The organism is Acutalibacter sp., assembly GCF_056800975.1.
Genome location: NZ_JBQISV010000001.1, coordinates 63,004 through 80,484 on the forward strand (window position 1 = coordinate 63,004; position 17,481 = coordinate 80,484).

Sequence of the window (17,481 nt, forward strand, 5' to 3'; positions counted from 1 at the left end):
CAGGAACGAGTGGCTTCAAGGAAAAAACGCAGGAAAAGCTGACGCCATTCGAGAATTTTTTGATGCCGAAACCACCCTTTCTGCTCCAAACAGACCGTGCTTCGGAGTTTTCAAACAGACTCTACGTGGGGCTGACCGGATTAACCTGACTATTTTGTGTCCCCTTTGCCGCTGTGCTTTCTGCGGCGCATCCGCTGCCGCACCTTCTCCGGGTACACCGGGCTTTGGGCGTTGGCAATCACATGGTCCACCAGGTGCAGCATGGCAAGCATGAACACAATGGCAAACAGCAGCAGAGGCAGCAGGGCGATCAGCATGGGCAGGGTCATGCCCGCCAGGGCAAAGAACCAGCCGAAGAACAGGAACGCCAGAGTAAAGGCAGTCAGCAGCCCCCAGAACAGCAGCCCCCGCAGCGTGTTGAAGGGGGTGCTCACCTTAAACAGCATGAAAAAGCCGGTCATGGCTGTCATAATCACCGCCATGGTGGAGGTTTCCTCAGAGGTCAGCCCCCAGGGCTCCGCCAGGGCGCAGAGGACCACAATGTTGGCGGTCATGGTCAGCGCGGCGGGAATGCACATGCGGATCACGTTTTTGATAAACTTGCCTCGCAGCCGGTCGTGGTTGGGCTCCAGCGCCAGAATGAAGGAGGGCACCCCAATGGTGAGGGAGCTGATCAGGGTTTGCTGGATGGGCTCGAAGGGGTAGGTGTAATTGATGAAAATAAACAGCACCCCAATCAGGGCTGAGAAAATCGTCTTGACCAAGAACAGAGAGCTGGACCGCTGCAGGTTGTTGATGGACCGCCGCCCCTCCTGAACCACCACAGGCATGGAGGCAAAGTTGCTGTCCAGCAGCACCAGATTGGAGACCGTGCGGGCCGCGTCGCTGCCCGAGGCCATGGCCACCGAGCAGTCCGCCTCCTTCAGGGCCAGCACATCGTTGACTCCGTCGCCGGTCATGGCGACCGTATGGCCGTCCTCCCGGAGGGCTTTTACAAAGGACAGCTTCTGCTGAGGGGTCACCCGGCCAAAGACAGCATACTCCTTCACCGCCCGGCGGATATCCTCGTCTGTATGCAGGGTGGTGGCGTCCACATATTTGTCCGCGTTGTCCAGCCCGGCCTTGCGGGCAATGTTGGCCACGGTCACCGCATTGTCGCCAGAGATGACCTTTAGGTCCACCCCCTGGTCGGCAAAATAGCGCAAAGTGCTGGGGGCCTCTTTTCGGATTTTATCGCTGATCAGCACCAGCCCCATGGGCACAGGCTGGCCGGAGAGGGCCTTCTCCTCAAAGGGCATGTCAGACCGGGCCAGCAGCAGCACCCGCTGGCCGTTGCGGGAGGCCTGCTCGGTCTGGGCCCGCACAGCGGCAAAGCCCGCCCCCAGAATAAACTCCCCCGCGCCCATTACATAGCAGCCCCGGCCAGGGAAGTAGGCCCCGCTCCATTTGCGGGCCGAGGAGAAGGGCACGGTCTCTGCCGCCCGCCAGGCGGTTGACTGGGGCAGGTAGTCCTTCAGAGCCAGAAAGGTGGGGTTGCTGTCGTCCAGATTGTGGACAAGGGCGGCAAGGGCCTCCCGCATGTTCTCCTCCGTAAATCCCCCCAGGGGGCAGAGCTCATCCACCTGCATACTGCCCTCGGTGATGGTGCCGGTCTTGTCCAGGCAAAGCACATCCACCCGGGCCAGGGTCTCCACACAGTACATGTCCTGCACCAGGGTCTTGCGGGCCGAAAGCTTGATAACGCTCACCGCAAAGGCCAGGCTGATGAGCAGCACCAGCCCCTCGGGGATCATCCCCACCATAGCCGCGGCGGTGCTGACCACGGAGTTCTGAAAGGTGTCGCCCAGCACAAAATACTGCTTCCAGAACAGCAGCCCGCCAATGGGCAGAATGGCGAAGCCGATGATCTTTACAATAAAGTCAATGGAATTCATGATTTCAGAATTGCGTTTTTTTACCCCGCTGGCCTCGCCGGCAATTTTATTGGCATAGTTCTCCGCCCCCACATGCTCCACCTGGGCCCAGCAGCTGCCGCTGACCACAAAGCTGCCAGAGAGCAGCGGGTCGCCCGGGTGCTTGAGAATGGGGTCGGATTCGCCGGTGAGCAGGGACTCGTTGACCTCGCACTCGCCGGCAGCCACCGTGGCGTCGGCGCAGATCTGATTGCCTGCCGCATACACCAGAATATCGTCCAGCACCACCTCCTCCACCGGCACAACAGCCCGCTGGCCCCCCCGCACCACATGGGCCTTGGGGGTGGAGATCAGGGAGAGCTTGTCGATGGTGTGCTTGGCCCGGATGCCCTGAAAGGAGCCGATGACAATGTTGGAGAAAATAACCCCCATGAACAGGGCGCTGCGGGGAGAGCCCACCAGAATAACAGCCAGGGCCAGGGCAAAGTTCAGCAGGTTAAAAAAGGTGAACACATTCTCCCGGATGATTTGAACCTCGGTTTTGCTTTTCACCCCAGAGTCGCCGTTATGCAGACCCTCGCGCATGCGCTGCTCTACCTGCTGGGAGGTCAGACCCGTATGGGGGTCTGGGTAAAAACGTGTGACTTTTTTTGCTGTGGCCACAGTGGCCTGGGGCTGGGTATGTTTTTTAAGCATGGGCGGATGACCTCGCTGCAATGATCATATTATAGTAGGGACATGGAGACTGTCCGGGGGCGGCGCGTGCCCGGAAAAGTCCAGAAAAGCCGGGGTTTTTTCGCGTCTTTTCTAAGTATACACCCTGCGGGGCGGTTTTCCAAGGGCAGGAAGCTATATTTTTCCAAAATATTTTTTACGAATTTCTGACAGGCGTTTTTGAAAGAACTGCTCATTATCGCTAAAATTCTCGCCCCAAACCGCCCCGTCCCCCAAAATCCCCCGGATTTCCCGGAAAAAACCGCCTTTTCACAGGGGGGCGGGCATTTGACAAGGGGAGGAGAAAACGCTATAATATCCCATATAACCAAGAGAAAATATGCGTGAATCTATCGCCGAAAGGAAGTAGTTGTAATGGCACCCAGGGAGAAAAAAGAGGACCTGCTGATCGTCAACCGCCGCACCGGAAAGGCATTGCAGTGCGCTGGCACGGAGAACGGCAACGTGGTAGAGCAGGCGGCGGTAACCGGCTCTGACGCCCAGCTGTGGACCCCTGTGAAGGTGGGACGGTCTGCTGTCAAGCTTCTTAACAAGCAGAGCGGCAAGGTGCTGGACGTAATGCACGGCAGCACAGAGGCTGGCGCCTGGGCGCAGGTCTGGGATGATGTGGCGGACGGCGGCAGCCAGCTGTGGCAGCTGAAGGGCACCGCCACCTATAAAAAGCTGATCAATGTGCAGTCTGGCAAGGTGCTGGACATTGTGGATATGCGTGACGACGACGGCGCGCCTGCCCAGCTGTGGGAGGACGTGGACGGCGCCGGCCAGCAGTGGAAGCTGGTGGAGCCCCAGGCTGAGGCCCAGGCCCAGGCGGAGCCCGCCCCCAAGCGTCGGGGCCGCAAGCCCAAGGCTGCTGAGGCTGAGGCCGCTTCCAAGGCTGAGAAGCAGCCGGAGCCTGTTCCGGAGCCTGTCCCTGCCAGACAGAGCCGCAAGCCTGCCGCCAAAAAGACCCCGGCCAAGCGGGGCCGCAAGCCCAAGACCCAGGCCTGAGGCCCTTGAGATTGAGACAAGAAACAAAAAAGGACAGGGAAAGGATTCCTTTCCCCTGTCCTTTTTTCATGCGGCGGGGCCCGGGCTTACTCCGCGTCTCCTGACGAGCACTGCCCGCCGCGGTGCCGGTGGCGTTTATGGGCCTGCTTTCCCGCCGCCTCACTTCCCCCGTGGCAGTTTACATTACGACGGCCCTGGGTGCATTTTTCCAGGTCCGCCACCATCCGCTTCCACTGGGCCTCATCCTGGCAGGCCACATAGATGGACATGGCCTGACCGCTGTCCAGCAGGGCGGCAATGCCCTCGTCCTCCAGCAGCCGCTCCACTGCGCCCTGATAGTCCAAAAAGCGCAGGTCCAGGGCCTCTGTCAGGGCCTTGCCGTCCGGGTTCTCCCCCTCCTGGCCAATCACCCGCCCGAACCGGTTGACGCTCAGCGCGATAGCGGGGTTGATCTCAATGTGAATGGAGGACACAGGGGTGAAGTACAGCCAGCGTCCGGCAGCCAGCCCTACCGTCAGCGCCAGAACGCAGGCTGCCAGAATCCACCGGGCCGGATGCCGGACCCGGGGCTTTTGGGCGCTTTCTCTTGTCTGCCGGACCAGATAGGCCTGGGTGCGGGCTTTCAGCTCTTCGCCGGCCTGAATGCCTGCAAAGGCCTCTCTCAGCTCTTTTTCAATCCTCAAACCCGTCACCTCCCAGTGTCTCTCGCAGCAGCTTTTTTGCCCTGTTCAGCAGGGTGTAGACTGTGTTGGTGTTTTTATGTAGAATGCGCCCAATCTCCGGCGCGGTGCAGTCCTCATAGTAATGCAGGTATACCACGTCCCGGTACTTGGCCGGCAGGGCCAGCACAGCCTCCAGCACCTGCCGGTGGTCCTCTGTGGCTTCTTCGGACAGCTGGGTCAGCTCATCCAGAGGCACCGTGGGGTTGCGGAACAGCCGCCGGAGGCTGTCTTTGCACACGTTCACCGTGACCCTTATAAGCCAGGCCTTCTCATGCTCCGGGCTTTCAAACATGACAGAACAGAGGACGTATTTCAAAAACACAGTTTGAAACGCGTCCTCTGCGTCAGCGCGGTTTTTCAGTTGAATCAGGCAGAGCCGCAGCACCATGTCGGCATACTGCTCTATGGCCCGCTGGGCCTCCTGCTCACTGCGCATGGGGGTCCGGACTGATCAGTGACGCCCACCGTGATGGCCGCCGCCGTGGTGGCCGCCACCCCAGCCAGAGCCGTTGCCGCAGCCATTGCCATTCCCGCCAGACCAGTGATTGCCACAGCTGTTGCCGCAGGTGTCGCACAGGCCGTCGCCGTCTGCGTCAGCATGGGGGCAGTTCCAGCCGTTGCCGCAGTTGTCGCACAAACCGTCGCCGTTGGCGTCAGCGTGGGGGCAGTTCCAGCCGTTGCCGCAGTTATCGCACAGGCCGTCGCCATTGGCGTCAGCATGGGAGCAATGCCAGGTGCTGCCGCAGCTGTCGCACAGGCCGTCGCCATTGGGGTCTGCGTGGTGGCAGGAGGCGGAGCTGTTGTGATGGCTGCGCCAGGAGTCCACACACTGACGGAAAGCGCTGCGGATGCCGCCGCACACCCCCTGGCTGACGTGGCCGTGGGCGGAAGCGCTGAGAGGCAGGGCAGCGGCCATCAGGACGGCCAGAACAAGGGCAAGTGACTTTTTCATGGAAAATCCCTCCGATTTATGTTTCTACTTGTAATACGCTGTGGAACCGAGAATCCATTCACGGTTTCAAAAAAATTTTTCCTTGACTCTATCATAGTACAGCCCGGGGGAAAAGGGAAGGGGAAAACGTTTTTTTCAGCACATTTTTGATTTGCCTGCCAGCGGCAGAGAAAACAGGACAGGCCGCTTTCCCTCCAACCGCCATGCTTACAATAGTGTAAGCATGGACAGGGGCTTTTGTAAGGTGCTGTTATGGATTTTGTAAGAATTATCCGCTATACTTTACCCATACCGATGAACAAGGAGAGATCACAATGGCGCTTTTGAATGTGGAACATCTGAAAAAAACCTATGTGGGCCGCCTGGGGGCCAACCAGGTCCACGCCCTGCAGGATGTGAGCTTTGCGGTAGAAGAGGGAGAGTTCGCCGCCATTATGGGCGAGTCGGGCTCAGGCAAAACCACCCTGCTCAACATTCTGGCCGCTCTGGATAAGCCCACCTCCGGCAATGTCTTTTTGAATATGCGGGACCTCGTCACCCTGAAGGAGAAGGAGATATCCGCCTTCCGCCGGGACAACCTGGGCTTTGTGTTTCAGGACTTCAACCTGCTGGACACCTTCTCGGTGCAGGACAATATCCTGCTGCCCCTGGTGCTGGCCGGGAAGAAATATCCCGAGATGAAGGAACGCCTGCTGCCCATTGCCGGTATGCTGGGCATTGAGGCTCTGCTGCAGAAATACCCCTATGAGATCTCCGGCGGGCAGAAGCAGCGCACGGCCATTGCCCGGGCCATCATCACCCGGCCCCAGCTCATTCTGGCCGACGAGCCCACCGGCGCTCTGGACTCCCGCTCTGCCGGGCAGATTCTGGATATCTTCGAGCGGGTCAACAGCCAGGGACAGACCGTGCTCATGGTCACCCACTCTATTCAGGCGGCAAGCAGGGCGGGGCGGGTGCTGTTTATCAAGGACGGCCAGGTGTTCCACCAGATTTACCGGGGGAGCATGACCGGCGACCAGATGTACCAGAGCATCTCTGACACCCTGACTGTGCTGGCAACCAGCAAAAAGGAGGCCGAGGCCCATGTTTAAGCTGTATCCCCGCCTGGCCTGGCAGAATTTGCGGAAAAATTACCGGGTCACCATCCCCTATCTGCTGTCCGGCTCGGGCATTATTATGATGTACTACATGATCTGCGCCCTCACCCGGGGCGCGGAGAACTCGGAGTTCTACGGGGCCCGCACCTCGGCCAGCGCCTTGGGCTTAGGGGTTGTGGTGGTGGCAATCTTCGGGGCCATCTTTCTGTTTTATACCAACAGCTTTTTGATGAAACGCCGGAAGAAGGAGCTGGGCCTCTACAATATCCTGGGCATGGAGAAGCGGCACATTGCCGGGGTCATTCTCAGCGAGACCCTTCTCACCGCCCTCATCTGCCTGGGGCTGGGCCTGACCCTGGGGGTCATTTTCTCCAAGCTGTTCTTCCTGATTCTGGAGCGCCTGCTGGGCATGGCCAATGTGGTGCCCTTCCTGATTCCCCTGCCGGCCATTGTGCAGGCGGTGGTGTTGTTCGGGTGTATTTTTCTGGCAACGGCGTTGTACAATATTCTGCAGGTCCGGCTCTCCAAGCCCATCGAGCTCCTTCACGGGGGCGAGGTGGGAGAGAAGGAGCCCAAAGCCCACTGGGTGCTGGCTGTTCTTGGCCTGGGCCTGCTGGGGACAGGGTACTATCTCTCCCTGTCCATCACCAACCCCATGGACGCCCTGGTGATGTTCTTTGTGGCGGTGGTGCTGGTGATTCTGGGCACCTACCTGCTGTTCATTGTGGGCATCACCGCTCTGCTGAAGCTGTTGAAGAAAAACAAGTCCTTCTATTACAGAACCAAGCACTTCACCACTGTCTCAGGCATGCTCTACCGCATGAAGCAGAACGCCGCGGGCCTTGCCTCCATCTGCATCCTGTTCACCTGCCTGCTGGTGACAGTGTCCACCACCTTCTCCCTGTATACCGGAGTGGAGGACGCGGTAAACCAGCGCTGCCCCCAAGACGTGGAGGTGAGCTTCGCCGGCGTCGCGGAGGAGGACCTGGAAGAGCTCCGCCAGGAGGCGGCCGCCGCCTGCGCCCGGAACAACGCTCAGATGGAGAATATAGTGGACCGGCGTTCCTGGCTGTTCGCCTGCTCCCGGGTGGACAACGCCCTCTATGTGAACAGCGGGCTGGCAAGCTCCATCTACGCCAGCTTCGACGTCTACAGCATAGAGGATTACAACCAATACTTCAATGACAGCCGCACCCTGGCGGCGGACCAGGTGCTGCTCTACGACCCGGCGGGAACCTTCCCCTATGACACCATGACCGTGTTTGACAAGACCTATCAGGTGGAAAAAATCGATTTGCCCGGTCGGGACCGGGACACCAGCTACATGATGGGCTACGAGAGCTATGCTCTGGTGCTCAACGACCCGGCGGTGATCCAGGGCGAGAAGCTATATCTGGATGATGAAGGCAATGGAAGAAACCAGTCCTGGTACTGGGCCGAGCACATCTTCCGCTTCGACATCGCGGGCCACGACCCGGACACCGTGAAAACCGTGGCCGCTGAAATCCGGGAATGGATCGACGGGAAGTCCCACGACTGGAAAACCGTGGAAAACGGCGAGGGTTTTTCCATGAGCTTTATGAGCAAGCCCAGCATCCGGGAGGACTTCACAAGCCTCTATGGCGGGGTGTTCTTCCTGGGGCTGTTCATGGGGGCCATGTTCCTCATGGGCACGGTGCTGATTATATACTACAAGCAGGTGTCCGAGGGCTATGAGGACGCCCGCCGGTTCGACATTATGCAGAAGGTGGGCATGAGCCAGGAGGAGGTCAAGAGGAGCATTCACAGCCAGGTGCTGCTGGTGTTCTTCCTGCCCCTGGCAACGGCTGTGATGCATCTGTGCTTTGCCTTCCCCATGCTGCAAAAGATTCTGGCGTTGATGAACGCGGTAAACGTTCAGCTGATTGTCACCTCTATGGCAGGCTGCGTGGGGGTGTTTGGGGTGATGTACCTCATTATTTACCTGCTGACAGCCCGAACCTATTATAAAATTGTAGAGAGCACCAGCCGGAATTAAGGGCAGCTGGCCTGGCGGCTCAGAGCTTTTGGCGTCCGCTTCGGAAAGTCTCCTGAGAGCCGGGACATGAGGCAGTCAACAGGAAGGGAATCGAGCTTCGTCTCGGGCGGAAGCTTTTGTGTAAAAATCAAATTGAGGAGGTTGTGAAAAATGATGTCATTCTTTACCGCTTTCTGGACCCTTTTGGGCTATGCCGGGAAGCTGGTCGTCTGGGCCGGCGAAATGATTGGGAAGCTGGCCATGGGGAGCTTTCATATAGGGGTCAAGGTCGTCTCCGCTCTGCTTGACCTGGTCTTGACCCCCTTTAGCTGGGCGTCGGACCATCTGCTTGACCTGACCGTGTGGAGCCGCTGTGACCTGGCCGGAATCCTCTGGTGGGGCCTCAGCCTCCTGCTGGCCGCCTGCACGATGATTGCGCTGACAGCCTTTGCCAGCAACCTCTACCGGCGGCTCCGGCATTAGGGCTTGTTTGAAAAATCGAAAACGCCGTCTTTTTACCCAGAAGCAGCCATCTCCTGCGTCGAAAATCCTCGTAATACGCAAGTATTGGCGTAGTTAGCGTAGCTAACTACAGCGGTTCTTCTCCTTGAAGCCGACCGCTTCTGGTCAAAATTCCGTCATTTCCTCTATTTTCAAACAAGCCCTAAGCGGGACCGGACAGAAAAGGAAAGCGCCGGATAGGCCGGACGCTTTCCTTTTGCGTTAGGCAGCGCCCCACGAAGATTGTGGGCGGGCTGCGCAGTCATTTTTTTCGCCGGCGCGTACAGCTTGCGCGCCGCATTTATATCACAGGCTCGGTCAGCTCCTCCAGGCTGTCCAGGCTCTGGGCGGGTGACTCCCTGGGAACGGCAGTCAGCCGGAGCAGCCGGATGAGGGCGGTCAGAATGCTCACCGCCCCCAGCCGGACGTCGGTTACATCCGGTGTGCCGCCGGCCTGGCAGGTCTGGCGCACCAGCCCCTCCGCCTGACGCTGAAAGCCGAACAACGCCCCCAGCGTCACCAGGGAGGCCGCCGCCTGCATCTCTTTGGGGTCGCCGCAGCCGTCTCCCAGCAGCCGGGCCCTCTCCATGTCCAGGGAGCGGTACTGCATGGCCACCCCAAGGGCGATGAGGGTCAGCAGCCGCTGGGACTCCTCCAGCAGCCGCAGCCCCTCCTCCTGCTTCTTTGCGGTTGTCTCCGGCGCAGAGGCCCACATGGCTCCATCCTGTCTCATACTCTTGTCCCTCCCAAGCGCAGCGGGTCCTGTGGTCCCGGGTTCTGATACCCCAGCATATGCCAGGGGGGACAAAGATGTGTTCCACAGCCCGGCGGGTCAGCATGTCACGCCAAAACGCTCCTTCGGCAGGGGCGGAAAATCTGAAATTGAATTTGCGTTTACCCAGGTCACATAATATGGTAAGCTAAGAACTTGCACCAATCGAAGTTGGCGCCTGCCTTTTCGGCAAATTTCACGGTTGACTGTGTTGCAAACCCCTAACAATCGCCAGATTGCCCGAGGATTTGCGCATTGGCAAAATTTCCTCGAAAATCCAGGCGCAAATCCGATTGGTACAAGTTCTTAAGAGGAAAACGAGGAAGGGGAGAGGTAAAATGCCGCAGGTGATGACCGTGGTGCTGTTGATATTTTTAGGAGTGTTCGTGGGGGTGATGCTCCGCGAGCCCCGCAGTTTGTGGAGCGGCTTCTCCTTCTTCCTGCTGCTGTTGGCATTTGGCGCTTTTCTGCTGACTGTGGCGGCAGTATACGCCTCTTGGCTGACAGCCCACCGCTGGCTGTTTCTGACTCTGGTGCTGCTGGCAGGAGCCGCGGCGTTGCTGGCGTTGGTCTTCCCCTTGCTGCTGCTGGGAATTTTCGCGGTAGAGGGCGTGCGGGTGGTCCGCAGGGAGGGACTGCGCCCTGGCAATCTGCTGTCTCTGGCCTTTGCGGCGTTGTGGTTTGGCTTTCTGTTTATCTGGCCGGCAGTGGGGGGATGGAGCAAGGGCTCTCTGGGTACGGCGTTGTATATTGCCGTCAGCTGCTCGGCGGTATACCTGTTAGCGTTGATGGCAATGTATGTGCTCTCGGCGTTGCTGAACCTTTTCCACTTCCGGCAGAGCCGGAAGCTGGACTATATTATTGTGCTGGGTGCGGGGCTTAACGGGGACCAGGTGCCTCCGCTGCTGGCCGGGCGCATAGACCGGGGCCTGAGGCTGCTGGCCCGCAACCCCGGCGCGCGGCTGGTCCTCTCCGGCGGGCAGGGCCCTGGCGAGACCCTGCCCGAGGGCCGTGCCATGGCCGCTTACGCCATTGCCCGGGGCGCAGACCCGGCCCGACTGCTGGTGGAGGACCGCTCCGCCAACACAGAGGAAAACCTTCGCTTCTCCCGGGCCCTGATGCCGGAGGAGCGGCCCCGCATTGCGGTGGTCACCACAGCCTACCATGTGTTCCGGGCATTGCTGATTGCCCGGCGGCAGGGCATACGCTGCGTAGGCTATGGGGCCAAAACCAGATGGTACTTCACCCTGAACGCAGTGCTCAGGGAGTTTGCCGGATACCTGAAGCTGACGAAAAAGCGGCATCTGCTTGTGCTGGGGCTGTGGACGGGGCTGATCCTTCTGCTGTATGTGCTGAGCCGGTAGCGGGGCCCGGCGTTGCGGAATGACGGAGCAGGGGACGCTCCTGGGTCATGCCCCCCTGACGATTGGCCACAAGCCCGGCCTGTAGCGGCTTGGGCTGGACGGGGCGCGGGAGCTGTCAAAAAAGGAAGCCCGCTGGCAGGTCAAGCGCAGGCTTCCTTTCACATATCAAGGCTGTTTGACTCTGACCCCTTCAGCATATACAGTTTATAACAGCGGCCGCACCCCTGTTGGCAGAGCTGGGCCGGAAGGCGTCGCTATGGAGCCGGGGAAACCGCCCTGGCTCATAGCGGCCTTTCTCCCGCGCGGACCTTGGAGCATGTCAGCACCAGACAGCTGCGGCGAAGACAGCTGTGTTATAGAGATTGATGCCAATGATCACCAGCATCAGCCCCAACAGCAGGCGTTCCACTGCCTTGTTGTCCATTTTCTTACTGAACGCCGCTCCCAGCAAAGCCCCGCCAATGCCTCCGGCTGACATGAGCAGCAGGTGGAGCCAGGAAAAGGGAGGCACATTTTGTTGGCAGAGGGCGCTGGCCAGGCTGGCGCTTTGGGAGAACAGGATGATAAAAATGGAGTTCTTTGCCGCCTGTCTGGCGTCCATAGAGAAGAAAAGGAACAGCATCGCCACGTTCAGCGGCCCGCCCCCAATGCCCAAAAATGCCGACGCCACCCCCAGGACCAGCCCTGCCAGGGCGCATACCGGCAGGCCTTTCAGGCGGTAAGAGGGCAGCTGGTCCTTTTTGCGGGTGTACAGCCACACCAGCGCTGTCGTGAGCAGCAGCAGCCCGGACTGGACCAGCCCCAGCACATTTTCGTTGGAGCCGGACTTGACCAGCTGGAACAGCTCCTTGCCCAGCAGCCCGCCCGCTGCCGCGCCCACAGCCAGAGGCGTGGTGGTCTTGATTGGCAGCTTGACCCCGTTGCCCCGGCTTTTCAACAGAGAGGCCGCGGCCATGGCCAGCACCGTGCAGCCGGACAAAAAGCTGATTGTGGACACCGGCAGAATATGCAGGGCGTCCAGCACCGGCTTGATGATGACCCCGCCGCCGTACCCTGCCACAGACCCCAGCCCTGAGGCCAGCAGACACACCAGAAACATAACCACCGCTGTCATAACCGCCCGCCCTCCTCCGCCATGCTCAGCCGGAGGGCCCGGGCTGTCCGACGCAGCCGGGGCAGAGCGTAGGGGAAAAACTCCCGGTAGGCCTGGCAGAAATAATTGCCCGGTCCGTCCAAGGGCTCCCGGTCCCGGCGGCAGCCGCCCCGGCAGAGGAAAGCGTAGGGGCAGCTCTGGCAGCTGCTCCGCCCCAGAACGCCCTCCGCCAGAAAACGCCGGGCCGTTTCGCAGCAGGCCAGCTCCTCAAAGCCTGTGTCCCGGATATTCCCCAGCCGCCACTGGTCCAGACAGTAGAAGTCGCAGGGGTAAACAGAGCCGTCGGCCTCCACTGCATTCTGTATGGCGCATTGGCCGCTGAGGCCGCAGTTCTCCGGGGGACGGCCCAGGAGCATGCCCAGAAGATTCTCAAAGTATCGGATATAGATAAACCGGCCCTCCGCCACATCCCGATACCACAGGTCGAACAGCGTCTTGAGAAATTGGGCGTACTTCTCCGGGGTCAGCGACCAGGGAGACAAGCCCCGCCGCGCCCCCAGAGGGTCCAGACAGGGGATGTACTGCTGGTAGAGCAGGCCGGAGCGCCGGTAGAAGCCGTAAATCTTCCCGATATTGTCCGCCGTGCGGTTGGTGACCACGGTGAGCAGGTTGAAGTCCACCTGATGGGCTGTGAGCTTCTGGGCGGCCTGCAGCACCCGGTTGAAGGTGCCCTTGCCCTCCGGGTCTGTGCGGCAGCTGTCGTGAACGTCCTTGCCGCCGTCCAGAGAGAGGCCCACCAGAAAATGGTTGTCGTGGAGGAATTGGGCCCATGCGTCGTCCAGCAGCAGCCCATTGGTCTGTATGGCGTTGGCAATGGGAATGCGCCGGCGGTTGTACTTTTTTTGCAGCTCCACGGCCCGGCGGTAGAAATCCAGCCCCCGCAGAGTGGGCTCGCCTCCCTGAAAGCCAAAGGTGCAGGAGCCGCTGGCGTATTCCAGGGCTTTTTTAATCAGTAGCTCCAGGGTCTCCTCTGACATAAAGCCATAGGAGAAGGTCTCCCGGTTTTGCTGCTCGTCATGATAAAAGCAGTATTGGCAGCGCAGGTTGCAGGCCCCTGACGCGGGCTTGATCAGCAGACTGAGGGCGGGCATGACAGCACCTTCTTTCCTGGGGACTGGTTGGGCCGGTAAAACGCCGTGCTGAGATATTGAATTCATTGTATCGGAGATGGGGGAAAATGTCAAGAAAAGCCGGATGGCGGGGAGGGGGATGAGGTGCGGGCAGCGGCTCCGGGGCGCCGCGCCCGGGCGTAAAAGCCTCCCCATCGTCTTTTCTTCCCGGCGCGCATCTTGCATTTGACCGGCTTGTGATTTATAATGAGCCCAGGCACCTACTCAATAAAGGAAAAGAGGAACCGGAATGAATCGAGAATTTCTGAAGGACCTGCTCGCCACCCCCTCTGTCAGCGGCTATGAGGAGGCCATTCAGGCCAAGGCCCTGGCCTTTGGCCGGGAGTTCGCCCACACTCAGCTCACCGACCCCAGCGGCAACGCTGTTTCTGTGGTCAACCCCCATTCGCCCCACAAAATCCTTCTCTGCGGCCACATCGACGAGATCGGCTTTGTGGTCACCCATATTGACGGGAAGGGGCTGCTGCATCTTACCGGCGCGGGGGGCGTGCGGCCCAAGCTCTATGTGGGTTCGCCGGTGCAGGTCTGGCACCAGGGAACCCTGGTCCCCGGGGTGATTGCCACCTCCTCGGACCTGCTGAAAAAAGAGAAGACAGACGCCTCGGACCTGCTGGTGGACATTGGCGCTGTGACCCGGGAGGAGGCCCAGGCTGTGGTTGCTGTGGGCGACCCGGTCTGCACTGACGCCCATGTGCGGGAGCTGCTGAATGACTGCTTCACCTGCCGGGCCCTGGACGACCGCACCGGCGCTTTCGTAGTTCTGGAAGCCGCCCGGGAGGCAGCGGCCCAGGGGGCTTCTCTGGGCATTTACGCGGCCACCACGGTGGGCGAGGAGACCAGCGGCCGGGGAGCCTACTATGCTGCTGCCCGCATTCAGCCTGACTGTGCCATTGCCGTGGACGTGACCTGGGCCAGCGACGCCCCGGGCACGGACCCCGCTGACACGGGAGAGGTCAAGCTGAACGGCGGGCCGGTGCTGTGCATGGCCTCTGTGGTGAACAAGCGGCTGAACAGCCTGTTGAGGGAGACCGCCGAGGAGCTGCAAATGCCTGTCCAGTGGGAGATTGCCACCGGCCGCACAGGCACGGACGGCGACACGGTCAACCGGGCGGGGCTGGGCATTCCTATGGCCCTGGTGTCCATCCCCCTGCGGTACATGCACAGCTCTGTGGAGGTGGGCAGCTGGAAGGATATAGAGGACTGCATCCGCCTGCTGGCCGGCTTTTTGGTGCGGCTCTCCCGAGAGCTGGAAGCGGGCTTTGACTTCTGTACCGTCAAGCCGTAGGACCGGGAAGACTGCCGGCAGGGCGCCGGCTTCGCGCGGCGGAAAGAAAGCCCGCGCATCGGGACAACAGAGGACGTATTGACAGAAACGGCGCAGCCTGTGCGGGCTGTGCCGTTTGTCATTCAGCGGGAAAGGGGAAGGGGCAGGACTTCAGGCCTGCGGGAAAACCATACCAAGCGGCCGGGCCTGCTGGGCTGCTTGTGCCGCGGACCTTTTCTGCGTTCCTCTTCCGGCTGTGCCCGCTATTTTCCACTTGACTTTTCACCCCAAACAGGCTACCATATACTTGGCGGACAGCTGCGCCTGTCCCCTACATTTTTGTATTGTGAGGTGAGCCCTGTGAGCGTTCCACGAAGTAGCGACAGCGCCGAACCCCGAGAACCCCTCGCCCGGCTCGCCTGCTGCGTCTTGACAACCGAGGCTTTCAGGCCCTGAGACTGTGTCTCTGATCGAAAGACCCTGGCTTATGCCGGGCCGCGCGTTTTCGGGACCGCGCGCTGTGTACTTCTCCGTGTGCTGATGTTCGGACCGCAAAAGCAAAGGAGGTACACAAATGGAAAACCATATTCTTGCCGAAAACCTCTCTCAGCTGGAGGCCCTGCTGGAAGAGAGAAAGTACACCCAGGCGGCCGCTGTGGTGAAGGACTTGAACCCAGCCGACGCCGCCGTCCTGTTGGAGGAGCTGCCGGAGCAGAAGGTGCCGGTGCTGTTCCGCCTGTGCCCCAAGGAGCTGGCCGCCGACGCCTTTGCCTACATGTCCCCCGAGGCCCAGGAGCTGCTGGTGAGAAGCTTCAGCGACCGGGAGCTGGACGAGGTGATGGAGCAGCTCTTTTTAGACGACACGGTGGACATGATTGAGGAGATGCCCGCCAATGTCGTGAAGAAAATTCTCCGCCATGTAGACGCGGAAACCAGAAAGATGATCAACCAGGTGCTCAACTACCCCAAGGACAGCGCAGGAAGCATGATGACCATGGAGTATGTGGACCTGAAGCGCAGCATGACCGTGGAGCAGGCCTTTGAGCGCATCCGCCGCACCGGGGTGGAGAAGGAGACCATCTACACCTGCTATGTCACCGACAGCCGCCGGAAGCTGGAGGGGATTGTCACGGTGAAGGACCTGCTGCTGGCCCGGAAGGATGAGGTCATCCGCAATATTATGGAGACCAACATCAAATTTGTCAGCACCCACACCGACCAGGAGGAGGCCGCAAGGGAGCTGAGCCGCTACGATTTTCTGGCCCTGCCGGTGGTGGACGCGGAGGAGCGGCTGGTGGGCATTGTCACAGTGGACGACGCCATTGACGTAATTGAGGAGGAGGCCACAGAGGACATTGAGAAAATGGCCGCCATGGCCCCCTCGGACAGGCCCTATATGCGCACGAGCATCTGGGAGACCTGGCGCAAGCGGGTGCCCTGGCTGCTGTTTCTGATGATCTCCGCCACCTTTACCAGCGGCATCATCTCCGCCTATGAGGGCGCGCTGGCGGCCAGCGTGGCGCTCACCGGCTTCATTCCCATGCTGATGGACACAGGGGGCAACTCCGGAGGCCAGAGCTCGGCCACCATCATTCGCGGGCTGTCTCTGGGCGAGATTCGGTATGGGGATGTGCCCCGGGTGGTTCTCAAGGAGTCCGCCGTGGCGCTGCTCAACGGCTGCACACTGGCAGCGGCCAACCTTGTCAAGCTCATGCTCATCGACCGGGTGGGGCTGCCGGTTGCCCTGGTGGTGTGCGCCACTTTGATGGCTGTGGTACTGGTGTCCAACCTGGTGGGCAGCTGCCTGCCGGTGCTGGCCAAGCGGCTGGGCTTTGACCCGGCGGTCATGGCCAGCCCCCTGATCACCACCATTGTGGACGCGATCGCCCTGACCATTTACTTCAACATCGCAAAGCTGGTGCTGGGAATATAGCGATTTTCCCTGCACATATAGAACAAAAAAGCAACGTCCCGGATTTCCGCCAGGGCGTTGCTTTTTCGTGTAATAGCTAACGGGAATTAGAACCTGTATTCACAGGCGTTGAACGCCGGAGGGACGGGTCTTTTGCCGTCCTGCTGCGTTAAAAAATCTTGAAATACGGCAAGTATTCCTGCGATTTTTTGCCTTGCAGGGCGACAAAACCCCTCGCCACTCCGGCATCTTCCACCTATGAATACAGGTTCTTAAGGAGTAATAGAAAGCCTCTGGGGCACAATTCACGGAGTGTTTGCCGGCGGCACGGGATGCCCGCGCCGCTCTGCTTGAAAATCGATATGTACCGATTTTCAAGTGCGTTTACTATCATCACCCTACGGCAAGGCCTTATGGCCTTGGTCCCGCCCATCAGCTCGGTGGGTTTGCGGCTTGGCGCGCTGTACTGGGCCTTGCCAAGTACCCGGAGCAATGCAGCCCTACAGGGGCCCGGATGCGTTTGCTACAGAAGCAAAACCTTACTTGTACCGTACTGCCGTGCCGTAGGCCATTACCTCCGCCGCGCCGGCCATAATGGCCGAGGTGGCAAAGCGCAGGTTGACAATGGCGTCCGCACCCATAGCGCCGGCCTGGTTGACCATGCGCTGAATGGCGATGTTCCGGGCCTCGTCCATCATGGCGGTGTAGGACTTGAGCTCGCCGCCCACCAGGGTTTTCAGGCTCTGGCCAATGTCGTGGCCAAGGTTTTTGGACTGGATGGTGCTGCCCATGGCCAGGCCCAGGACCTGGATCTCCTGGCCGGGGATGGTCTCTGTGGTGACAACTAACATGGGTATGACTCCTTTCGGGTGATTAAAAAAGTGTCGTGCTACGCCTAGGGCTTGTTTGAAAATAGAGGAAATGACGGAATTTTGACCAGAAGCGGTCAGCTTCAAGGAGAAAACCGCAAGGAATACTTGCGT

The 17,481-nt window shown here is 59.9% G+C and carries 15 protein-coding genes; 7 read left to right on the top strand and 8 right to left on the bottom strand.

From position 1 onward, the window contains the following. Positions 1–149: 149 nt before the first annotated feature. Positions 150–2,609 (bottom strand): cation-translocating P-type ATPase, encoded by a 2,460-nt coding sequence (locus tag ACTO5E_RS00305; protein WP_482300556.1) that lies wholly within the window; start codon positions 2,607–2,609, stop codon positions 150–152. Between the two features lie 393 nt (positions 2,610–3,002). Between ACTO5E_RS00305 and ACTO5E_RS00310 the strand changes: the two genes are divergently transcribed. Beyond that, the gene (locus ACTO5E_RS00310; RefSeq protein WP_482300557.1) at positions 3,003–3,635 is read left to right on the top strand and encodes an RICIN domain-containing protein; all 633 of its coding nucleotides are present in this window, start codon (positions 3,003–3,005) and stop codon (positions 3,633–3,635) included. A gap of 86 nt (positions 3,636–3,721) precedes the next feature. Here ACTO5E_RS00310 and ACTO5E_RS00315 read toward each other — a convergent pair whose 3' ends face one another. Genes ACTO5E_RS00315 through ACTO5E_RS00325 form a run of 3 tightly spaced genes read right to left on the bottom strand, consistent with a single transcriptional unit; the run spans position 3,722 to position 5,309 of the window. Next, positions 3,722–4,318 (bottom strand): anti-sigma-I factor RsgI family protein, encoded by a 597-nt coding sequence (locus ACTO5E_RS00315; protein WP_482300559.1) that lies wholly within the window; start codon positions 4,316–4,318, stop codon positions 3,722–3,724. Beyond that, on the bottom strand, positions 4,308–4,793 hold the full coding sequence (locus ACTO5E_RS00320; RefSeq protein WP_482300561.1) for an RNA polymerase sigma factor: 486 nt from the start codon (positions 4,791–4,793) through the stop codon (positions 4,308–4,310). The genes ACTO5E_RS00315 and ACTO5E_RS00320 overlap by 11 nt, the downstream gene beginning before the upstream one ends. Positions 4,794–4,808: 15 nt before the next feature. Beyond that, positions 4,809–5,309 (bottom strand): hypothetical protein, encoded by a 501-nt coding sequence (locus tag ACTO5E_RS00325; protein WP_482300563.1) that lies wholly within the window; start codon positions 5,307–5,309, stop codon positions 4,809–4,811. A gap of 314 nt (positions 5,310–5,623) precedes the next feature. Between ACTO5E_RS00325 and ACTO5E_RS00330 the strand changes: the two genes are divergently transcribed. The 3 genes from ACTO5E_RS00330 to ACTO5E_RS00340 all read left to right on the top strand — a co-directional run bounded on the left by ACTO5E_RS00330 (position 5,624) and on the right by ACTO5E_RS00340 (position 8,885). Further along, positions 5,624–6,400: an ABC transporter ATP-binding protein gene (locus ACTO5E_RS00330; protein ID WP_482300565.1), complete on the top strand. Its 777-nt coding sequence runs from the start codon at positions 5,624–5,626 to the stop codon at positions 6,398–6,400. Then, positions 6,393–8,423 (top strand): ABC transporter permease, encoded by a 2,031-nt coding sequence (locus ACTO5E_RS00335; protein ID WP_482300567.1) that lies wholly within the window; start codon positions 6,393–6,395, stop codon positions 8,421–8,423. The genes ACTO5E_RS00330 and ACTO5E_RS00335 overlap by 8 nt, the downstream gene beginning before the upstream one ends. Before the next feature lie 150 nt (positions 8,424–8,573). Next, the gene (locus tag ACTO5E_RS00340; protein ID WP_482300569.1) at positions 8,574–8,885 is read left to right on the top strand and encodes a hypothetical protein; all 312 of its coding nucleotides are present in this window, start codon (positions 8,574–8,576) and stop codon (positions 8,883–8,885) included. A gap of 319 nt (positions 8,886–9,204) precedes the next feature. Here the strand turns inward: ACTO5E_RS00340 and ACTO5E_RS00345 are convergent, their stop codons facing one another. Then, a complete protein-coding gene (locus ACTO5E_RS00345) occupies positions 9,205–9,636 on the bottom strand; it encodes a hypothetical protein (protein WP_482300570.1) in 432 nt (143 codons plus the stop codon). Positions 9,637–10,013: 377 nt separating this feature from the next. Here ACTO5E_RS00345 and ACTO5E_RS00350 point away from each other — a divergent pair, with 377 nt between their 5' ends. After that, positions 10,014–11,039 (top strand): YdcF family protein, encoded by a 1,026-nt coding sequence (locus tag ACTO5E_RS00350; RefSeq protein ID WP_482300572.1) that lies wholly within the window; start codon positions 10,014–10,016, stop codon positions 11,037–11,039. 319 nt (positions 11,040–11,358) lie between these two features. Here ACTO5E_RS00350 and ACTO5E_RS00355 read toward each other — a convergent pair whose 3' ends face one another. Both ACTO5E_RS00355 and ACTO5E_RS00360 read right to left on the bottom strand, forming a co-directional pair. Next, positions 11,359–12,153: a sulfite exporter TauE/SafE family protein gene (locus ACTO5E_RS00355; protein WP_482300573.1), complete on the bottom strand. Its 795-nt coding sequence runs from the start codon at positions 12,151–12,153 to the stop codon at positions 11,359–11,361. Beyond that, on the bottom strand, positions 12,150–13,283 hold the full coding sequence (locus tag ACTO5E_RS00360; protein ID WP_482300575.1) for an anaerobic sulfatase maturase: 1,134 nt from the start codon (positions 13,281–13,283) through the stop codon (positions 12,150–12,152). The genes ACTO5E_RS00355 and ACTO5E_RS00360 overlap by 4 nt, the downstream gene beginning before the upstream one ends. 268 nt (positions 13,284–13,551) lie before the next feature. Between ACTO5E_RS00360 and ACTO5E_RS00365 the strand changes: the two genes are divergently transcribed. Further along, positions 13,552–14,607, top strand: a complete 1,056-nt coding sequence (locus ACTO5E_RS00365) for a zinc-binding metallopeptidase family protein (RefSeq protein ID WP_482300577.1) — start codon at positions 13,552–13,554, stop codon at positions 14,605–14,607. A gap of 553 nt (positions 14,608–15,160) precedes the next feature. After that, a complete protein-coding gene (gene mgtE / locus ACTO5E_RS00370) occupies positions 15,161–16,519 on the top strand; it encodes a magnesium transporter (RefSeq protein ID WP_482300579.1) in 1,359 nt (452 codons plus the stop codon). Between the two features lie 518 nt (positions 16,520–17,037). Here mgtE and ACTO5E_RS00375 read toward each other — a convergent pair. Then, positions 17,038–17,349 (bottom strand): heavy metal-binding domain-containing protein, encoded by a 312-nt coding sequence (locus ACTO5E_RS00375; RefSeq protein ID WP_482300581.1) that lies wholly within the window; start codon positions 17,347–17,349, stop codon positions 17,038–17,040. Positions 17,350–17,481 lie beyond the last annotated feature (132 nt).